The organism is Neoasaia chiangmaiensis, assembly GCF_002005465.1.
Taxonomy (GTDB): Bacteria; Pseudomonadota; Alphaproteobacteria; order Acetobacterales; family Acetobacteraceae; genus Neoasaia; species Neoasaia chiangmaiensis.
In genome coordinates this window covers 1494358-1511230 of the sequence record NZ_CP014691.1, presented here as the reverse complement: position 1 = coordinate 1511230, position 16873 = coordinate 1494358, and the positions used below count along the sequence as shown (strand labels likewise).

Annotated in this window: 15 protein-coding genes; 7 read left to right on the top strand and 8 right to left on the bottom strand. The window is 65.0% G+C overall.

The window, feature by feature from the left end; translation table 11 throughout:
- The first annotated feature begins 22 nt into the window (after positions 1 to 22).
- From A0U93_RS07135 to A0U93_RS07105, 7 genes are all read left to right on the top strand, one after another.
- Positions 23 to 1009 (top strand): LysR family transcriptional regulator, encoded by a 987-nt coding sequence (locus tag A0U93_RS07135; protein ID WP_077806723.1) that lies wholly within the window; start codon positions 23 to 25, stop codon positions 1007 to 1009.
- Between the two features lie 118 nt (positions 1010 to 1127).
- Positions 1128 to 1739, top strand: a complete 612-nt coding sequence (locus tag A0U93_RS07130; protein ID WP_077806722.1) for an FMN-dependent NADH-azoreductase — start codon at positions 1128 to 1130, stop codon at positions 1737 to 1739.
- Between the two features lie 79 nt (positions 1740 to 1818).
- Entirely contained in the window at positions 1819 to 2460 is a 642-nt protein-coding gene (locus A0U93_RS07125) for a YceI family protein (RefSeq protein ID WP_077808403.1), read from the top strand.
- A 136-nt stretch (positions 2461 to 2596) separates the two neighbouring features.
- Entirely contained in the window at positions 2597 to 3367 is a 771-nt protein-coding gene (locus A0U93_RS07120) for an SDR family oxidoreductase (protein ID WP_174807222.1), read from the top strand.
- Between the two features lie 84 nt (positions 3368 to 3451).
- Positions 3452 to 4357, top strand: a complete 906-nt coding sequence (locus A0U93_RS07115; protein ID WP_077806720.1) for a transglutaminase family protein — start codon at positions 3452 to 3454, stop codon at positions 4355 to 4357.
- 100 nt (positions 4358 to 4457) lie between these two features.
- Entirely contained in the window at positions 4458 to 5273 is an 816-nt protein-coding gene (locus A0U93_RS07110) for a transglutaminase-like domain-containing protein (RefSeq protein ID WP_077806719.1), read from the top strand.
- A 51-nt stretch (positions 5274 to 5324) separates the two neighbouring features.
- On the top strand, positions 5325 to 9275 hold the full coding sequence (locus A0U93_RS07105; RefSeq protein WP_077806718.1) for a PAS domain S-box protein: 3951 nt from the start codon (positions 5325 to 5327) through the stop codon (positions 9273 to 9275).
- Positions 9276 to 9294: 19 nt separating this feature from the next.
- On the opposite strand, the gene A0U93_RS07100 is transcribed toward A0U93_RS07105, so the two are convergent.
- The 8 genes from A0U93_RS07100 to A0U93_RS07070 all read right to left on the bottom strand — a co-directional run bounded on the left by A0U93_RS07100 (position 9295) and on the right by A0U93_RS07070 (position 16795).
- Entirely contained in the window at positions 9295 to 10644 is a 1350-nt protein-coding gene (locus tag A0U93_RS07100) for an inorganic phosphate transporter (RefSeq protein WP_077806717.1), read from the bottom strand.
- A 173-nt stretch (positions 10645 to 10817) separates the two neighbouring features.
- Positions 10818 to 10949, bottom strand: a complete 132-nt coding sequence (locus A0U93_RS16935) for a hypothetical protein (protein WP_264960655.1) — start codon at positions 10947 to 10949, stop codon at positions 10818 to 10820.
- A 48-nt stretch (positions 10950 to 10997) separates the two neighbouring features.
- Positions 10998 to 11432: a DUF934 domain-containing protein gene (locus tag A0U93_RS07095; RefSeq protein WP_077806716.1), complete on the bottom strand. Its 435-nt coding sequence runs from the start codon at positions 11430 to 11432 to the stop codon at positions 10998 to 11000.
- Positions 11419 to 13089, bottom strand: a complete 1671-nt coding sequence (locus A0U93_RS07090) for a nitrite/sulfite reductase (protein ID WP_077806715.1) — start codon at positions 13087 to 13089, stop codon at positions 11419 to 11421. Before A0U93_RS07090 ends, A0U93_RS07095 begins: the two co-directional genes overlap by 14 nt.
- A complete protein-coding gene (locus tag A0U93_RS07085; RefSeq protein WP_077806714.1) occupies positions 13086 to 13397 on the bottom strand; it encodes a DUF2849 domain-containing protein in 312 nt (103 codons plus the stop codon). The genes A0U93_RS07090 and A0U93_RS07085 overlap by 4 nt, the downstream gene beginning before the upstream one ends.
- A complete protein-coding gene (gene cysC, locus A0U93_RS07080; protein WP_147150771.1) occupies positions 13394 to 15265 on the bottom strand; it encodes an adenylyl-sulfate kinase in 1872 nt (623 codons plus the stop codon). The genes A0U93_RS07085 and cysC overlap by 4 nt, the downstream gene beginning before the upstream one ends.
- Before the next feature lie 13 nt (positions 15266 to 15278).
- Positions 15279 to 16073: a sulfate adenylyltransferase subunit CysD gene (gene cysD / locus A0U93_RS07075; RefSeq protein ID WP_077808402.1), complete on the bottom strand. Its 795-nt coding sequence runs from the start codon at positions 16071 to 16073 to the stop codon at positions 15279 to 15281.
- A gap of 41 nt (positions 16074 to 16114) precedes the next feature.
- Complete coding sequence (locus A0U93_RS07070; protein ID WP_077806712.1) at positions 16115 to 16795, bottom strand: phosphoadenylyl-sulfate reductase; 681 nt, start codon at positions 16793 to 16795, stop codon at positions 16115 to 16117.
- Between the last annotated feature and the right edge of the window lie 78 nt (positions 16796 to 16873).

Genomic DNA, 16873 nt, shown 5'->3' with positions numbered 1-16873 from the left:
TCGGAACGGTAGATTCGCAAACATGCTGGATGGCGTTTCGCTGGATCAACTGCGCGGTTTCGTGGCGGCAGTGGACGAGGGTAGTTTCTCTGCCGCCGCGCGCAAGCTGCGGCGTTCCCAATCGGTGGTCAGCGAACTGGTAAGCGGGCTGGAGGCGCAGATCGGCGTGGCGCTTTTCGACCGCCGGGGACGCTATCCGGTCCTGACGACGGAAGGCGCGGCGCTGCTGGCGGATGCGCGCAATGTCATCGGTGGCGTGGACGGGATGAAGGCGCGCGCCAGGGGAATGGCGACGGGGCTGGAAGCCGAGCTGGCCGTGGTGGTGGATGTTTTCTTTCCACTGGAAGCCATTACGCGTGCGGCGCGGGAGTTTCGGGAGCATTTCCCCAGCGTGGGGCTTCGGCTGTATGTCGAGGCTTTGGGAGCGGCCTACCAGCCGGTGATCGACGGTCGTGCGGGGCTTGGTATTGTCGGTTCGCTGCCGGTCATGCCGACCCATATCAAGGCCGAACGTCTGACGGCCGTGCGTCTGGTGATGGTGGCGGCACGTGGACATCCGTTGGCGGGCTATGAGGGTGTGATCCCGCAGCAGGAACTTGCCCGCCACGTCCAGCTGGTCCTGACCGATCGTTCCGACCTTTCCAGGGGGCGGGAACTGGGCGTGTTTTCGCCGCAGACGTGGCGGCTGGCCGATCTGTTCGCCAAGCATGCGTTCCTGCTGGACGGTCTGGGCTGGGGTGGCATGCCGCTGCATCTGGTGGAGGACGATCTGGCGCAGGGGCGGCTTGTGCGGCTGGCGGTGGAAGACGCCCCGACCGACGGGCTGGTCCTGCCGATGCATGCGATCTATGCGGCCGCGACACCGCCGGGACCGGCGGGGCGGTGGTTGATCGAACGGCTGCGTGCCTGTCCCCGGGAGGTGGTGCCGTTATCGTCCGGTTCACTTCGGCGGGATGATGTGGCGAGCTTTCCGGGACATGGCTGGGTGCCGCCCAAGGCGTGGGGATAGTGACGGTCCATCGGTTATGCCGATGGATAATGTCGAGATATCATGGCTGTTCACATGGTTTCCGTCGTGGAACAGATAAGCCGTGTCAATCAATGCTTCCCTTGAGGAAACGGCTCTGATGAAAATTCTTCATATCGACTCAAGCATTCTGGGCGATCATTCGGTCAGCCGCAAACTGACGGCATCGATCGTCGCGCGTGAAAAGGCGCTTCATCCGGATGCGACGGTGGTCCATCACGATTTTGGCGCGAACCCGTTGCGATATCTGTCCGGCGGCCATCTGGCGGCTTTTCAGGGCGCCATTGTCGACGATGCATCGCTGACGGCCGATCTGGTGCAGGGAAGCGGTCATATCGACGAGGTTTTCGAAGCCGATGTGATCGTGATCGGCGCGCCGATGTACAACTTCGCCATTCCGGCGCAACTCAAGAGCTGGATCGACCGGATCGTGGTCGCCGGCAAGACGTTCCGCTATGGCGCGAATGGTCCCGAAGGCCTGGTGCCATCCGGCAAGAAGGTGTTCATCGGCTCCGCACGTGGCGGTATCTATTCGGCCGGAAGCCCGGCGGCGGGGCTGGATCATCAGGAGAGCTACCTGAAGGCCGTTCTGGGCTTCATCGGCCTGACGGACGTCACGTTCATCCGTGCCGAGGGGCTGTCGAAGGGCGAGGACGCCAGGGCGTCGGCCCTGGACCAGGCCGAGGCGGCGATTGGTGCGCTGAACGCCTGACCTGCCCACAAACAGGAAAAACCGGAGCACGCGGCGATCGTTCCCAACGGATCGGTCGTTGCCCTGAATGGACAAGAATATGATTATCTCCTCGCGCACCCTGCGTGCCGCATCTCTCGCCGCCGTATTCGCTGCTGCCACAGTCTCGACAGGTCACGCACAGGGCGTGGCGTCCACCAGCCCGACCGCGGTGAAGGCGGGCACCTACCATGTCGAGCCGGGTCATACGCAGGTCGAATTCTCGCTCTCGCATTTCGGCTTCACGAATTACACCGGGCTCTTCTCGAACGCGTCGGGCACGCTCGTGCTCGATCCGGCACATCCGGCGGCGTCGAAACTGACGGTGACCATTCCGGTCGATTCCGTCCAGACGACCGTGCCGAAGCTGACGGACGAACTGAAGGCCAAGGACTGGTTCGACGCGGCGCAATATCCGAACGCGACGTTCGAATCGACCTCCGTCACGTTGAATGGCAAATCCAGCGCGACGGTGATCGGCAATCTGACGCTGCATGGCGTGACGCGTCCGGTAACGCTCAAGGCGCATCTGATGGGATCGGGCGTCAATCCGATCGACAAGGCGTTCACCGTTGGCTTCGAGGTGACTGGCACGATCCGGCGCGGTGATTTCGGCATCAAGCAGTATCTCCCGGTCGTGGGCGACGATGTGCATCTGCGCATTGCCGGCGCTTTCGAGCGGCAGGATACCGGCACGCCGTAACCGGTTCGCGTGCGCGCTGCACGATGCCCGGGGCGGGTGTTTCGTGATCGTGCTGGCGCGCACAAAGACTTGTCCTGCCCGTCTCGGCCATCGCTGCTAAGCAGGAAAGCGTTAGTCGCAGATAACGGAGACGGTCTTGCAGGATTCCAAGTTATTTTCTCTCGCCGGGCGGCGTGCCCTCGTGACCGGGGCCTCAAGGGGCATTGGTCTGACGCTGGCACGCGGGCTGGCAGCCCATGGCGCGGAGGTCGTTCTCAACGGCCGCGATCCGGAGCGCCTGGACGAATCACGGCGTGCGCTACGGGATGAGGGCATCGACGCGCAGGTCCGGGCTTTCGACGTGACGGATCAGGCGGCCGTCATCGATGGCGTGGCGGCGATCGAGGATGAGATCGGCCCGATCGACATCCTCATCAACAATGCCGGCATCCAGCGTCGCGCGCCGCTCGACCAGTTTCCCCGCGCCGACTGGGATGCGTTGATCTCGACCAATCTCAACGCCGTGTTCTTTGTCGGCCAGGCCGTGGCGCGGCACATGATCCCGCGCGGACGCGGCAAGATCGTCAATATCTGTTCCGTGCAGAGCGAACTCGCCCGTCCCGGCATCGCGCCCTACACGGCGACGAAGGGTGCCGTGAAGAACCTGACGAAAGGCATGGCGACGGACTGGGCGCGGCACGGCTTGCAGATCAACGGTCTGGCGCCGGGATATTTCGCGACGGAGATGAACGCGGCGCTGGTGGCCGACGAGGCGTTCACGGACTGGCTCAGCAAGCGCACGCCGGCGGCGCGCTGGGGGCAGGTCGAGGAGTTGGTCGGCGCGGCGGTGTTTCTGTCTTCCGAGGCGTCGAGTTTCGTCAACGGTCATGTGCTGATGGTCGATGGCGGCATCACCGCATCGCTGTGATCGTCGTATGGCGCAGTGGTTTCTTGCGTTAGGCTGAAAAAATATCGATGCTGTCCGTCCCATCGCAGGCGGGGCGCATCGATAATGCCGATCCTTTCGGTCGAACATACGACGATCTACCGTTACCGCCGTTCCGTCGGCTTCGGGGAGCATCGCCTTCTGGGCCGTCCCCGCGACAGTGCCGACCAGATCCTGCAATCCTGGTCGGTGGAGATTTCGCCCGCGCCGGTGGCGATGCGGCATGTGCAGGATGTCTTCGGCAATGTCGTGACGTCATTCACGCCGGCGATGCGCGCGCAGGAGCTGCGGGTCGTCAATCGCCTGCGGCTTGACCATACGCCCGTGACGCCGCGTCAGTCGGACGTGGCGCGATACGCCGCGACATGGCCGTTCGGCTATGATGCGGCCGAAAGCCCCGATCTCGGCCGGTTGCGTGAACCTTCCATCGAGGACGCCGATCATGCGGTCGGGCGATGGGCGCGGCGCTTCCTGCGGGGTGCGGAGACGCCGACGCTGGATCTGCTGAGCGACATGACGCAGGCGATCGACAGCGAATTCTCCTACCGCGCGCGGTTCGAGGAAGGCACGCAGTCGCCGGCGCGGACGCTGGCGCTGTGTTCCGGCACATGTCGCGATTATGCGGTTCTGATGATCGAGGCGGTGCGCAGCCTGGGGTTCGCGGCGCGCTTCGTGACCGGATATCTCTATTCGCCGCGCGGGGAGCATCATCACGGCGGCGGCGCGACGCATGCCTGGCTGGAGGTGTTCGTACCGGGGCTGGGCTGGGTCGATTTCGACCCGACCAACGGCATCGTGGGATCGCGCGATCTCATTCGCGTGGCCAGCGTGCGCGACTGGCGGCAGGCCGTGCCGCTGGCCGGGACATGGAACGGCCTGCCGGCGGATTTCCTGGGCATGGATGTCACGGTTCGCGTCACCGACGCCAGCGCCGACACTGCGTTGCCGGTGCCACATCTTCAGGCTTTGTGAATGGTCCGGGGAACCGGGACCGGCGGAAAAACGCTAGAGACGGCGCATAAGACCGTATCGCGGAAATATGGTATCGTTTTGAATCGACAAGGACGACTCAATGCTCATTCGCACCGGCTACGATATCGCTTTCGCAACCGAGTTCTCGACGCCGTTGTTATTGATGCTGAGTGTGCATCCGAGCCGTGACCATGATCTGCGGACGCCGCAGCTCATGCATTTCGATCCGCCGGTGCCGCACCATGACTATCGCGATGGGTTCGGCAACGTCTGCACGCGGGTGACGGCGCCGCCGGGTGGTCTGCGCGTTCGGGCCGAGTTCACCGTCGAGGATTCCGGCGCGCTTGACGACGAGGCGCCCGGTGCGCGCCAGCATCCGGTCGAGGAATTGCCGGACGATGTGATCGTCTATCTGCTCGGCAGTCGGTATTGCGAGACCGACAGGCTCTCCGACATCGCGTGGTCCCTGTTCGGCGGGGTCGCGCCCGGCTGGACGCGGGTGCAGGCGATCGTCGATTACGTGCATGAGCGCATTCGATTCGACTATCAGCAGGCGCGATCCACGCGCACCGCGTTCGAAGGCTTCAACGAGCGGGTGGGCGTGTGCCGGGACTTCGCGCATCTGGCCGTAGCGTTCTGTCGCTGCATGAATATCCCGGCCCGGTATTGCACGGGTTATCTCGGGGATATCGGTGTGCCGCCCTGCGACGACCCGATGGACTTCTCGGCGTGGTTCGATGTGTATCTCGGTGGTCGCTGGTATACTTTCGATGCGCGCCACAACCGGCGACGCATCGGGCGCATCCTGATGGCGCGCGGGCGGGATGCAACCGATGTGGCGATCTCGACCGCTTTCGGATCGGCGGTTTTGTCCAAGTTCGATGTCATTACCTACGAAGAAGCCCAAAACGGTTGATTTCGTGGCAGGGTGGCGTTTGACTGGGCAGGATTGATCGGGAGAAGCAGTGTGACCTCGTATCCGGACGAAATCGATGCCGCCCTGGCGGATATCGTCGCGTCCGTAGCGGACCGGCTTGGCGACAGTCGCGTCATGATGGCGCTTTTCGACGATTCCGGCGTGCGCCTCTTTCCCGAGGCCGGGAGCGGGCATGCTGCCTGGCCGGTGGCGGCAGGCGAACGGGTGCGGATGCTTCTCGCGGAGCGGCCCGTGACGACGGCGGAGGAGGCGGGGCTTGCCTCCCTGTCCGGCTGGTCCCTGTTCGCGATGCGTCATCGGCGCGATCGCCGGTTGCATGGTGCGTTGTGCGTCGGGGCCTCGCTGGACGAGGCGGCCCGGCAGGCCGTCTTGCGCTTCGCCCGGATGGCGACGGAGGTTCTGGCGAGCGGGCATCGTCTGCTGGTGTTGAAAGATGAGGCGGATCATCGCCGCCGGATGCTGGATGGGGCGATCGACGATGCCATCATCACGTTCGATCTACAGGGTCACATCACCGGCTGGAATATGGGTGCCCAACATGTGCTGGGCTGGCCGGCGGCGGAAATTCTCGGACGTCGGATCGATACCATCTTCGTCTCGGAAGATGTCGCCTCGGGGCGACCGCACCACGAGATGAAGCAGGCCCGGGAAACCGGGCGTGCGTCGGATGAGCGCTGGCATCGGCGGAAGGATGGCAGCCGTTTCTGGGCATCGGGCGAGATGCTGCGCCTTGAGGACGACGATGGGCGGCAGATCGGTTACATCAAACTGCTGCGTGATCGCACCCAGCTACGAAAGACCCGACTGGAACTGGGCGAGAGCCGCCAGCAGGTGACGGATGCGTTGCGCACCGGGCTTCTGGGTTTCTTCTCCTGGGATGGTGAACGGCGGTTGCTGCATGGCGATGCGCATTGCGCGGGATTGCTCGGCATTTCCGCCGACATGCTGGAAGCGGGCGTGTCGTGGGAGATGATTGCGGCGCGCGTGCCGCCGGAAAGCACGTATGGCGGCAGGGAGATCGACGCGTGGCTGGGCGATACGCCGGAACGCGCCATCGCCTTGCGACAGCCGGACGACAGCGTGCGGTATCTGCTCTGGGAAGGCCATAAACGTGACGGCGGTTATGGCGGGCTGGTCGTGGACGTGACAGCGGCGCTGAAAGCACAGGAAGCGTTACGTGTCAGCGAAGCATTCATGCACCGGATGCTGGCGAGTTCGAACGACGTCATCCAGTTGCACGATCTGAAGGGGTATCTGACCTTCATCAGCGAGGGCGGCCTGCGCGCCATGGAGCTGGAGACACCGACGCCGTTGCTGAACCGCGACTGGACGTCGCTGTGGCGAGGCGAGGCGGGGCAGCGTGCTGCCGCACAGGCGCTGGCCGCCGCGCAGGCGGGGCAGGTCGGGCGTTTCAGCGCCTATGCCGAGACCGGCAAGGGCAACGCGCGCTTCTGGGAGGTGGTCGTCACGCCGATCCTGGGCAAGGATGGTCATCCGGAGCGGCTTCTGAGCGTGGCGCGCGACCAGACGCTGACCAATCAGGCGATCGAGCGCATGGATATCGCGCTCGACGCCGGCGCGATCCTCGGCACCTGGCGGTACGATCCGGTGCGGGACGAGATCACGGGCGACGCGCGCATGGCGCAGGTGTTGCGGATCAGTCCGGCGCGTCTGGAAACGGGTGTGCCGCTGGGCATGTTCTATGAGCGTATTGCCGCGTCGGACATCGACATGATCCATCGCGCGCTGATGCAGGCGCGCGAGCATAGCGAGGCGTTCCGGGTCGAGTTCCGCGTGCATGAGCCCGGCGGCGGCTGGCGCTGGATCGAGGCCAGTGGGCGGCGCAACCACGTGATGGGCGATCTCTCGCCGATGGTGTGTGGCATCCTGCTGGATATCGAGGCGCGCAAACGCGAGACGGCGCGGCAGGAGGCGCTTGTCAGCTTCGGTGACGGCCTGCGTGCGCTGGACGATATCGACGAGATGCTGCGGCTGTGCGGCGCGGTGCTGGGGCGTGTGCTGAAGGCCGATCAGGCGGGCTTCGGCGATGTGGACGATGTGCGTGAACTGGTGACGGTTCAGGCCGACTGGCGCGCGCATGCGATACAGCGGAGCGTCGTCGGGCTGCATGCTTTCTCCGCCTACGGTCAGTATGTGGATGCGTTGAAGCGCGGTGAGGTCGTGGCGGTCGACGACATCGAAAGCGATGCGCGCACCGTCGACACGGCGCCCCAGCTGCGTGCGCTGGGCATACGGGCCTTCATGAACGTGCCGTTGATCGATGCCGGGCGGCTTATCGCCATCGTGTTCGTGCATTTCCCGCGTGTCTATCACTGGACGGAGGGTGACAGTGCTTTCGCGCAGGCCGTTGCCGATCGCACCTGGGCCGCGATCCGGCAGACGCGCGCGCAGGTCGCGTTGCGGCGCATCAATGAAACGCTTGAGGAGCAGGTGGCGCGGCGCACGCGCGAGCGTGACAACATCTGGTCGATCACGGGTGATCTTCTCGCGGTGTTCGATCGTCTGGGCTGCCTGCGGCGGATCAATCCGTCGTGGCGCCATGCGCTGGGCTACACGCCGGAGGAGCTGTTGGGTCGGGCGTTCGAGACGCTGGTCCATCCCGACGACATCGAGGCCGCGGCGCAGGCGATGCGGCGCCTGCGGGCGGCGCAGCCGGTGCGGCAGCTTGACCTGCGTCTGCGGCACAGGGATGGCACGTGGCGGATGTATAACTGGTCCGGCGTGCCGCAGGGGGCGGAGATCTACTCCATCGGTCGTGACGTGACGGACCGGATCGAGCTTGAGGAGCAGTTGCGTCAGGCGCAGAAAATGGAGGCGGTCGGGCAACTCACGGGCGGTCTGGCGCACGACTTCAACAATCTGCTGAGCGGTATCGGCGGTGGGCTCGAACTGCTGTCACGGCGGATCGCCCAGGGCCGGACCGACGGGCTGATGCGTTATATCGCCTCGGCGCAGAATGCCGCGGGCCGGGCGGCGGCCCTGACGCATCGGTTGCTGGCGTTCTCGCGCCGGCAGATGCTCGATCCGCGCCCGACGGATGTGAACACGCAGATCGAGGGCATGATCGATCTCATTCGCGGCACGATCGGACCGTCCGTGACGCTGGATGTGCGATTGCAGCCTGGGCTGCGGCGGACGCTGGTCGATCCGAACCAGCTTGAGAACACGCTGCTGAATCTGTGCATCAATGCGCGCGATGCGATGCCGGATGGCGGTTGCCTGTCGATCACCACGACCAATTGCGACCTGCGCGGCACGGAAGCGCGCGACCGCGACCTGATGCCCGGCCCCTATCTCGTGCTGAGCGTGTCGGATACCGGGGTCGGCATGGCGCCGGAGATTCTGGCGCGTGCCTTCGATCCGTTCTTCACGACCAAGCCGCTGGGACAGGGAACCGGGCTGGGTCTCAGCATGATCTATGGCTTCGCGCGTCAGTCCGGCGGGCGGGTCGATATCGAATCGCGTATCGGGCAGGGGACGACGGTGCGCCTGATGTTGCCGAAATATCTGCCGGTCGAGGCGGTGTCGGAGACATTCCCGTCGCAGGAGGCGGTGGCCGACGATCTGGCGACGGTCGGGGCGCTGGATGTTCTGCTGGTGGACGACGAGCCGACCGTGCGCCTTGTGGCGCGGGAGACGTTGCAGGAAATGGGCTTTACCGTGCATGAGGCAGCGGATGGCCTCTCGGCGCTTGCGATCCTGCAGGACCGGGACCGGGCGCTGGATTTTCTCGTGACGGATGTGGGGTTGCCGGGTGGCATGAACGGTCGGCAACTGGCCGATGCGGCACGCGTGGTGCGACCGGGTCTGCGGACGCTGTTCATCACGGGCTATGCGGAGCAGGCGGTATTCGCGGACCGTGTGCTCGAGGATAATATGCGCGTCCTGGTGAAGCCTTTCACCATGGACGCGTTGCGCAGTCAGGTCCGGCTGCTGTTGCAGCCGGAGGCGTCGGATTGATCCTCGTCGTATCGGCCGTTCAGGACAGAACGTAGAACACCGTTGCGGCAACGGTGATCGTGACGGGCAGGGTGAAGACCCAGGCCAGTGCGATCTTGGCGAGCATCTTCATGTTGATGCCGGACCCTGCGGCGACCATCGTGCCGGCCACGCCGGAGGTGATGATATGCGTGGTCGAGACCGGTAGCCCGGTGTAACCGGCGGAGGCGATCAGGCCGGCGCCGACCAGTTCGGAAGCGGCACCCTGCGCGGGGGTGAGATGCTGCTTGCCGATGCCTTCACCCAGCGTGTGAACGATGCGGCGGTAGCCGACCATGGTGCCGATGCCGAGGCAGAGGGCGCTGAGGACTCGCACCCAGTAAGGCGCGTATTCCACGTCGGGACGCAGGTCGGCCGCCAGACGCGCGGCGTCGTGCTTCTCCTGGCCCGAGGCGGCCGGATTGGCGCTGACCGCGCGAAGGCCCGAGAGGATTTCATAGACGTCGCCACGCACTTCGGACGGGGTGGCCGGGTTGCTCGGCGTGCCCAGGCGATCGATCGAGGCGAGGGCATCGGGTTTGAAGGAATAGCGGTCGTATTGCGCGATCAGGGGGCGGGATGACAGGGCGATCTGCGCCAGATGGGCGCGATCGGTCGGGTGGGCGGGGTTCATCGCGAAAGTCGCGGGCATCAGTCCGATGATCGTCAGCATGATCAGGCCGATGCTCTTCTGTCCGTCGTTGCTGCCATGGGAGAAGCTGACCGAAGTGCAGGTCAGGATCAGCAGCGCGCGGACGATTGGATTGGGCGCCTCGTCCGGCTTGGGCGGCGTGTAGAGTGCCGGCATGCGCACGACGGCGCGGATGACCAGATAGAGCAGGCCCGCCAGGAAGAAGCCGAGCAGGGGTGAAATGGCCAGGGCGCGCAGGACTTTCCAGATCTGGCTCCAGTCCACGCTATGGCCGAGATCGCGCGCATGGATGAACGAATCGCCGATGGCGATGCCGATCAGCGCGCCGATCGTGCAGTGCGATGACGAATTCGGAATACCGAACCACCATGTGAACAGGTTCCAGGCCAGCGCCGTGCCGAACAGGGCGACGAGCATCGGCACGGCCGGATTACCGTTGGGCGGCGTCAGCACATCGGGTGGCAGAAGTTCGACGAGCGCGTAGGCGACGGCGATGCCGCCCAGGATGACGCCCAGCAGGTTCATCAGACCCGACCACACGACGGCCACGCGGGGCTTGAGCGAGTTCGTGTAGATGACGGTCGCCACGGCGTTCGCCGTATCGTGAAATCCATTGGCGAATTCGAAAATGCATACCAGAAGGAAACAAAGGCCAAGCGCGATGAGTGAGCCTGTGGACGACGGTGCGAAGTGAAGCATAGCGGGTTATCTTCCCTGTCTCTGACCATCGCCTTCTTCACGGTCCATATTCAGGAGAACAGAGGGGCGTTAACGGTTTCTTGAAATGTTCATAATCAGGTTCGTTCGGATGCCGGGCGGATCAGAGGGTTTCACGTGATGCCCGTGCGCGTTCGAGATGCAGCGGGCGACGGTCAACCGGCGATATGAAGCTGCATTGCGGGAATGGACCCGTCATTCAGGGCGGGATCAGTCTCTTCGGGGCGTGACGTGCGGTCACCGCCTGTCAGGATGTCGTGAGGCAGCACGATGGCGCATGGCGCCATCTGGCGACCGGGCGCGCCGCACAATCGGGCAGCGCGCGGGGTGCTGGATCAGGTCAACGCCCGACGCAGCCCGGAAAGCGGCCCGGATTCGCCGCCGACGGAGAACTGATATGCCGTATGGAAGCGATGCCGCTCGCGTTCCCAGGGGGATGGGTCGGCATCATCGGGCAACTCGACGCTGTCGATGCCGACGCGGCGGAGGTGGTTGGCCTGATCGGGCAGCAGGTGTCCCGTCGCGCGGATTTCGCCGGTGAACCCGCCATATTCGCGCAGGGCACGGGCCTGCGTGAAGCCGCGTCCGTCGCGAAAGATCGGGAAGGTCACGACAACCAGATCCAGCTGCGGGAGGTAGGGCGCAAGTGATTCGAATGCCACGTCCGGCGTCAGGACGACTCCGCGGGCAGTTGGTTGCGTGGCGAGTTCCTCGAACGGGACGGCCACGGACCCGACGGTTGCGCGGCCGCTGAGATCAAGCCTTTTCATAAGCCGCCTCCTTGAAGGGTGCGTCACCAAGGCGCGTGAGGGTGTCGAGGAATGTCTCGCCGGTGCTGCGGATCACGAGATAGCGGTCGACCATACGGGCAATCGCATCGACCGTGTCGTCCTCCGGCAGGGCCGGACCCAGAATCTCGCCGATCGCAGCCTGATTGTCCGACCGGCCGCCGAGCGTGATCTGGAAGAACTCCTCGCCGCGCTTGTCGACGCCGAGGAGGCCGATATGGCCGGCATGGTGATGGCCGCAGGCGTTGATGCAGCCCGAGATGTTGATGCGCAGCGCGCCGACCTGCTCCTGCAAATCGGCATCGCCGAAGCGCGCCCCGAGCTTTTGCGCGATGGGGATGGATCGTGCGTTGGCCAGCGCGCAGTAGTCGAGACCGGGGCAGGCAATGATATCGCCGATCAGCCCCACGTTTGGCGTGGCGAGTTCGGCCTCCCGCAGGCTTTCCCAAAGGGCGAACAGACGGTCCTGCCGCACATGGGCCAGCACGACGTTCTGCATATGCGTGATGCGCAGTTCGCCGAAGCTGTAGGTGTCGGCCAGATCGGCGAGCCGGTCGATCTGGGCGGATGTCGCATCGCCCGGGATGCCGCCCGGTGGCTTGAGTGAAACGGTGACGGCGATGTAGCCCGGCGCGCGGTGCGGATGTGTATTGCTGCGCGCCCAGCGGTCGAAGGTCCGGTTCCGCGCGCGGTCTGCTGCGAGGCGCTCTGCGGCATCCGCCGGCGCATCCAGTTCGGGGGTCGCGAAGCGTGCGCGAATGGCGTCCACCATGGCCGGTGTCAGGCGGTAGTCGTCCAGATTCATCCGTGCCAGTTCGGCGCGCACGGCGTCACGATAGGCGTCGATGCCCAGGGCCTGCACGAGGATCTTGATGCGCGCCTTGTAGATGTTGTCGCGTCGGCCATACGCGTTATAGACGCGCAGGATCGCCTCGAGCGTGGCCAGCAGTTCGTCTTCCGGCACGGCATCGAAGATTTCCTGCCCGACGACTGGCGTGCGGCCCATGCCACCTCCCACGAAAATGCGGAACAAGGGGCCGTTGGGGCCGGGGCGCGCGATGATGCCGATATCGTGGAAGCGCGCTGCCACGCGATCGTTCGGGCTGCCGGAAATGGCGATCTTGAACTTGCGCGGCAGGAAGGTGAATTCCGGATGCAGCGTGGACCATTGCCGCAGGATTTCGGCATGGACGCGCGGATCCAGCACTTCGTCCGCCGCCGCACCCGCGAACTGGTCGGACGTGACGTTGCGGATGCAGTTGCCGCTGGTCTGGATGGCGTGCATGTCCACGCTGGCCAGCTTGCGCAGGATCTCCGGCGTGTCCTCCAGCCTGATCCAGTTGAACTGAATGTTCTGCCGGGTGGTGAAGTGGCCGTAGTCACGATCGTAGTGGCGCGCGATCTCCGCCAGCATGCGCACTTGCCGGCTGTCGAGCACGCCATATGGAATGGCGATGCGCAGCATGTAGGCGTGCAGCTGGAGATAGAGGCCGTTCATCAGCCGCAGGGGCTTGAATTCGTCTTCCGTCAGGCGCCCGTCCAGGCGACGGGCCACCTGATCGGCGAATTCGTCGATGCGCGCAGCCAGGAAATCCCGGTCGATGCTGTCATACTGGTAGTGACCGATCGGCGCGTTCATGATTCCAGTTCCGTGGCGAATTGCGGATGCACAGTGGGGCCGAAAGCGCGGATGCGCTCGCGCACGCTGGTCGGCATGGGTGGGGAGGCCGGATGGACAGCCACTTCATAAATGCCGACCAGCCCTTCCGCCTGCGCATTCGTCCCGGCCAGGATGTGCTCCGCCTGATCCGCGTCAAGCAGGGCCGCGTGCGTGATCGAGGGATGCCATATGCCTGACGCATCGCGCCAGACAATATGACCGTCCAGAAGGCGGTTGGCCGTCAGGACGAGCTTTTCGCCCGCGCCCAGTCTTGTCGGACGCTTCATGCGTGGCCCACTTCCCCGGTGACGAACCTGACAAGCGTCTCGACGCTCTCTGCCGTCGTGCCGTTCGTGGGGAGACGCAGTTCAGGCGCTTCGGGTGACTCATAGGGCGCACTGACGCCTGTGAATGCCGGGATCTTTCCGGCGCGTGCGGCGGCATACAGCCCTTTGGGGTCGCGTGCCTCGCAGGTTTCCAGCGTGGCGTCGACGAACACCTCGTGGAAGCGCTCGCCCACGATCTGGCGCGCGAGATCCCGGTCGGCCTGAAGCGGGGAGACGAGCGCCACGATGACCACCTGACCGCTTTCCGCCAGTATCCGGGCCACATGCGCGGCGCGGCGGATGTTCTCGCGGCGGTCCGCCGGGGAGAAGCCGAGGTCGCTGCACAGGCCGGCGCGCAGTGTATCGCCGTCCAGCACGGTGGCCTGAATGCCCTGTTCGGCGAGGTCCGTCTCCGCCTGCCGCGCGACAGTGCTCTTGCCCGAGCCGGGCAGGCCGGTGAGCCAGAAGACCGCGCTGTCATGGCCGCGTGCCGCCGCGCGGGCCTGTGCATCCAGACGACTGGCCGTGGGATGGATGGCGTGGCCACCTTCGGGCAGGGCTGCCGGACCGATCAGCGGTGCGCCGCCGACGATGCGCTGGTAGCGGTCCACCAGTACGCCGCGCCCGTCGCCGAAGCCGGGCGAGAAGGGATCGAACAGCACCGCGTGCGATGCGGACAGGGTGATCTCCGCGAAGCCATCCGGCGGCACGCTGTCGCCGGGGTTCAGCGTCAGGTCGTCCAGATCGACCACGGCGTCGATGCTCGTGACCGTGACGTCATGCTCGGCTGTGGCCAGACGTAGCGTGAAGCTTTCGCCAACATGCAGCGGTTCGCTACGCAGCCAGAACAGGCGCGTCCGGATGCGCGCCGAGCGTTCCGGTGCGGCGGCCGGATCATGGGCCGGGAAAAGCAGGTCGCCGCGGTCCGGCACCAGGTCCGGTTCCAGACGCAGGGCGATGGACTCGCCTGCGCCCGCTTCCGGGCGCACTGGCGCATGCCAGCGGCAGACTTCCGCGACCGTTGCGACCTGCCCCTGGGCGCCGATCGCGATCTGGTCCCCGACATGGATGGTGCCACGCTCGATGCGTCCGGCGACATAGCGTACGTCGTCGAAGCGATAGACATCCTGCACCGGCATGCGGAACGGCAGCGCGAGGCGGGATGCCGGCGGGGGTACGTCGGCCAGGGCTTCCGTCAGGGTCGGTCCCCGATACCACGGCGCCCTGTCCGAGCGGCTGGCGATGTTGTCGCCATCGCGGGCGGAAGCCGGGATAACGGCTTCCACCGTGATCTCCAGACGGGCGAGCAGTGTGCGCACATCTGTTTCCGCCTGCGCGATCTTCGCTTCGTCAAAGTCCAGCAGGTCGGATTTGTTCAGGAGGACGATGACGTGCCGGATGCCGATCAGGCGCAGCAGCATCGCATGGCGGCGTGTCTGTTCCTGTGCGCCTTCCTGTGCGTCCACCACGAGCACGGCGGCTTCCGCGTCCGCCGCGCCGGTGATCATGTTGCGCAGGAATTGCCGGTGGCCGGGCGCGTCCACGATGACGAACTCCCGTTCGCCCAGGCGGAACGGGATGCGCGTGGAATCGACCGTCACGCCCTGATCGCGCTCGATCTGGAGACTGTCGAGCAGGAAGCTCCATTCGATGGTCAGGCCGCGTTTCCTGCTGCTCTCGACGATCTGCGCCAGCTTGCCGTCCTGAAGGCTGTCGGTGTCATACAGCAGGCGGCCGATCAGCGTGGACTTGCCATGATCGACATGGCCGACGATGACGATCGGCGTCGCCGCGGCGCGCAGCGTTGCCGGGGTCGCGGCGGTGTTCATGATGTCTCCCATCTTACAGATACCCCGCCACGCGCAGACGTTCGAAGGCGTCTTCGGCTTCATGGTCCATGGCACGGCCGGCTCGTTCCGACGTGCGGCTGGTTTCCAGTTCCGTGATCACTTCGGCCACGGTTGCGGCATCGCTGTCGATCGGGCTGGTGATGTCCTGATCGCCGAGCGAGCGGTAGCGCTTGCCGTTCCGGGCGAAATACAGGTCGACCAGGGGGATGTTCTCACGCTCGATATAGCGCCAGATGTCGATTTCGCGCCACGCCAGGAGCGGATGGACGCGGATATGCATGCCGTCTTCATACGGCGTGGCGTACTGGTCCCAGAATTCGGGCGGCTGGTTGCGCACGTCCCAGCGATGGCCGGCGCCGCGCGGGCTGAAGACGCGTTCCTTGGCGCGGGTCGCCTGTTCGTCGCGGCGGATGCCGGCGATGACGCCGCGTAATTTGTGTCTGTCGATCAGGTTTGCCAGACCGGCCGTCTTGCGGGCTGCCGAGCGGGCGGCGGGCGGCAGGGACGGGTCGATCTCCTCGATCGGCGGGCAGTCGCCAAGGAGCAGGTCGAGATTCCATTTCTTCGCATATTCCGTGCGGAAATTGTACATCTCCGGGAATTTCTTGCCGGTATCGACATGCATGACGGGGAACGGCACGCGGCCCATGAAAGCCTTCCGCGCGAGCCAGACCATGACGTTGCTGTCCTTGCCGAGCGACCACAGGAGGGCCAGCGGGCGCAGCTTGCGATAGGCCTCGCGCAGGACGAAAATGCTCTGTGCTTCCAGTTGGTCGAGATCGTCCATGGGGCGTTCTTCCGCCAGGTTGGTCATCGTTCTCTCGTCTTTCATGTCGGCTGGTGAATGCCGCATTCGGTTTTTTCCATCCCGGACCACCGTCCGGCGCGGGGGTCTTCGCCCTCCGTGATAGGACGCGTGCAGGGCGCGCAGCCGATCGAAGTGTAACCAAGTGCTGCCAGAGGGTGACGCGGCAGGTCGCGGCGTGTCATTTCCACGTCGATGTCGCGTGGTGTCCAGCTGGCCAGCGGATTGATTTTCAGCCGGCCGTCCGGTTGGCGCTCCAGCGTCGGCAATGCCGCGCGCGTGGTGGCCTGGCTTCGCTTGCGGCCGGATATCCACGCATCGAAGGGGGGCAGGATGGTGTCGAGCGGTTCGACCTTGCGCAGGGCGCAGCAGGCATCGGGGTCGAAATGGGACAGCTGGTTTTGCGGGTCCCGGCTGGCAAGCGCCCCCGGCGAGGGCGCGATGCTGCGGACATCGCGCAGGCCGAGATGCTGCGTCAATATATCCCGGTAGGCCAGCGTTTCGGGGAAATGGCGACCGGTCTCGAGAAACAGGACCGGGACCGCAGGATCGATCTCCGCCGCCATGGCCAGCAGCAGGGCGGATTCCGTGCCGAAGGAGGAAACGACAGCGATACGCCCCTGCAACATACGCAGCGCCACCGCCAGCAATGCCGTTTCGGGCGTGCCGTCCAGATGGTGCAGTTCGTCGTGAGTCACCGCCATTGAAGAAAGTCGTCCCATGCGCTGAAGGAGGAATGCGTTACGTGGGGGTCTTTAAACAATCAACAAGAGAGGTGCAAA

Coding starts and splice junctions, on each gene's coding strand:
- A0U93_RS07070 (WP_077806712.1), bottom strand. CDS start 16,795: ATGGCGGTGACTCACGACGAACTGCACCATCTGGACGGCACGCCCGAA.
- A0U93_RS07135 (WP_077806723.1), top strand. CDS start 23: ATGCTGGATGGCGTTTCGCTGGATCAACTGCGCGGTTTCGTGGCGGCA.
- A0U93_RS07125 (WP_077808403.1), top strand. CDS start 1,819: ATGATTATCTCCTCGCGCACCCTGCGTGCCGCATCTCTCGCCGCCGTA.
- cysD (WP_077808402.1), bottom strand. CDS start 16,073: ATGGACGATCTCGACCAACTGGAAGCACAGAGCATTTTCGTCCTGCGC.
- A0U93_RS07115 (WP_077806720.1), top strand. CDS start 3,452: ATGCCGATCCTTTCGGTCGAACATACGACGATCTACCGTTACCGCCGT.
- A0U93_RS07090 (WP_077806715.1), bottom strand. CDS start 13,089: ATGAACGCGCCGATCGGTCACTACCAGTATGACAGCATCGACCGGGAT.
- A0U93_RS07095 (WP_077806716.1), bottom strand. CDS start 11,432: ATGAAAAGGCTTGATCTCAGCGGCCGCGCAACCGTCGGGTCCGTGGCC.
- A0U93_RS07110 (WP_077806719.1), top strand. CDS start 4,458: ATGCTCATTCGCACCGGCTACGATATCGCTTTCGCAACCGAGTTCTCG.
- A0U93_RS07085 (WP_077806714.1), bottom strand. CDS start 13,397: ATGAAGCGTCCGACAAGACTGGGCGCGGGCGAAAAGCTCGTCCTGACG.
- A0U93_RS16935 (WP_264960655.1), bottom strand. CDS start 10,949: ATGGCGCCATGCGCCATCGTGCTGCCTCACGACATCCTGACAGGCGGT.
- cysC (WP_147150771.1), bottom strand. CDS start 15,265: ATGAACACCGCCGCGACCCCGGCAACGCTGCGCGCCGCGGCGACGCCG.
- A0U93_RS07130 (WP_077806722.1), top strand. CDS start 1,128: ATGAAAATTCTTCATATCGACTCAAGCATTCTGGGCGATCATTCGGTC.
- A0U93_RS07100 (WP_077806717.1), bottom strand. CDS start 10,644: ATGCTTCACTTCGCACCGTCGTCCACAGGCTCACTCATCGCGCTTGGC.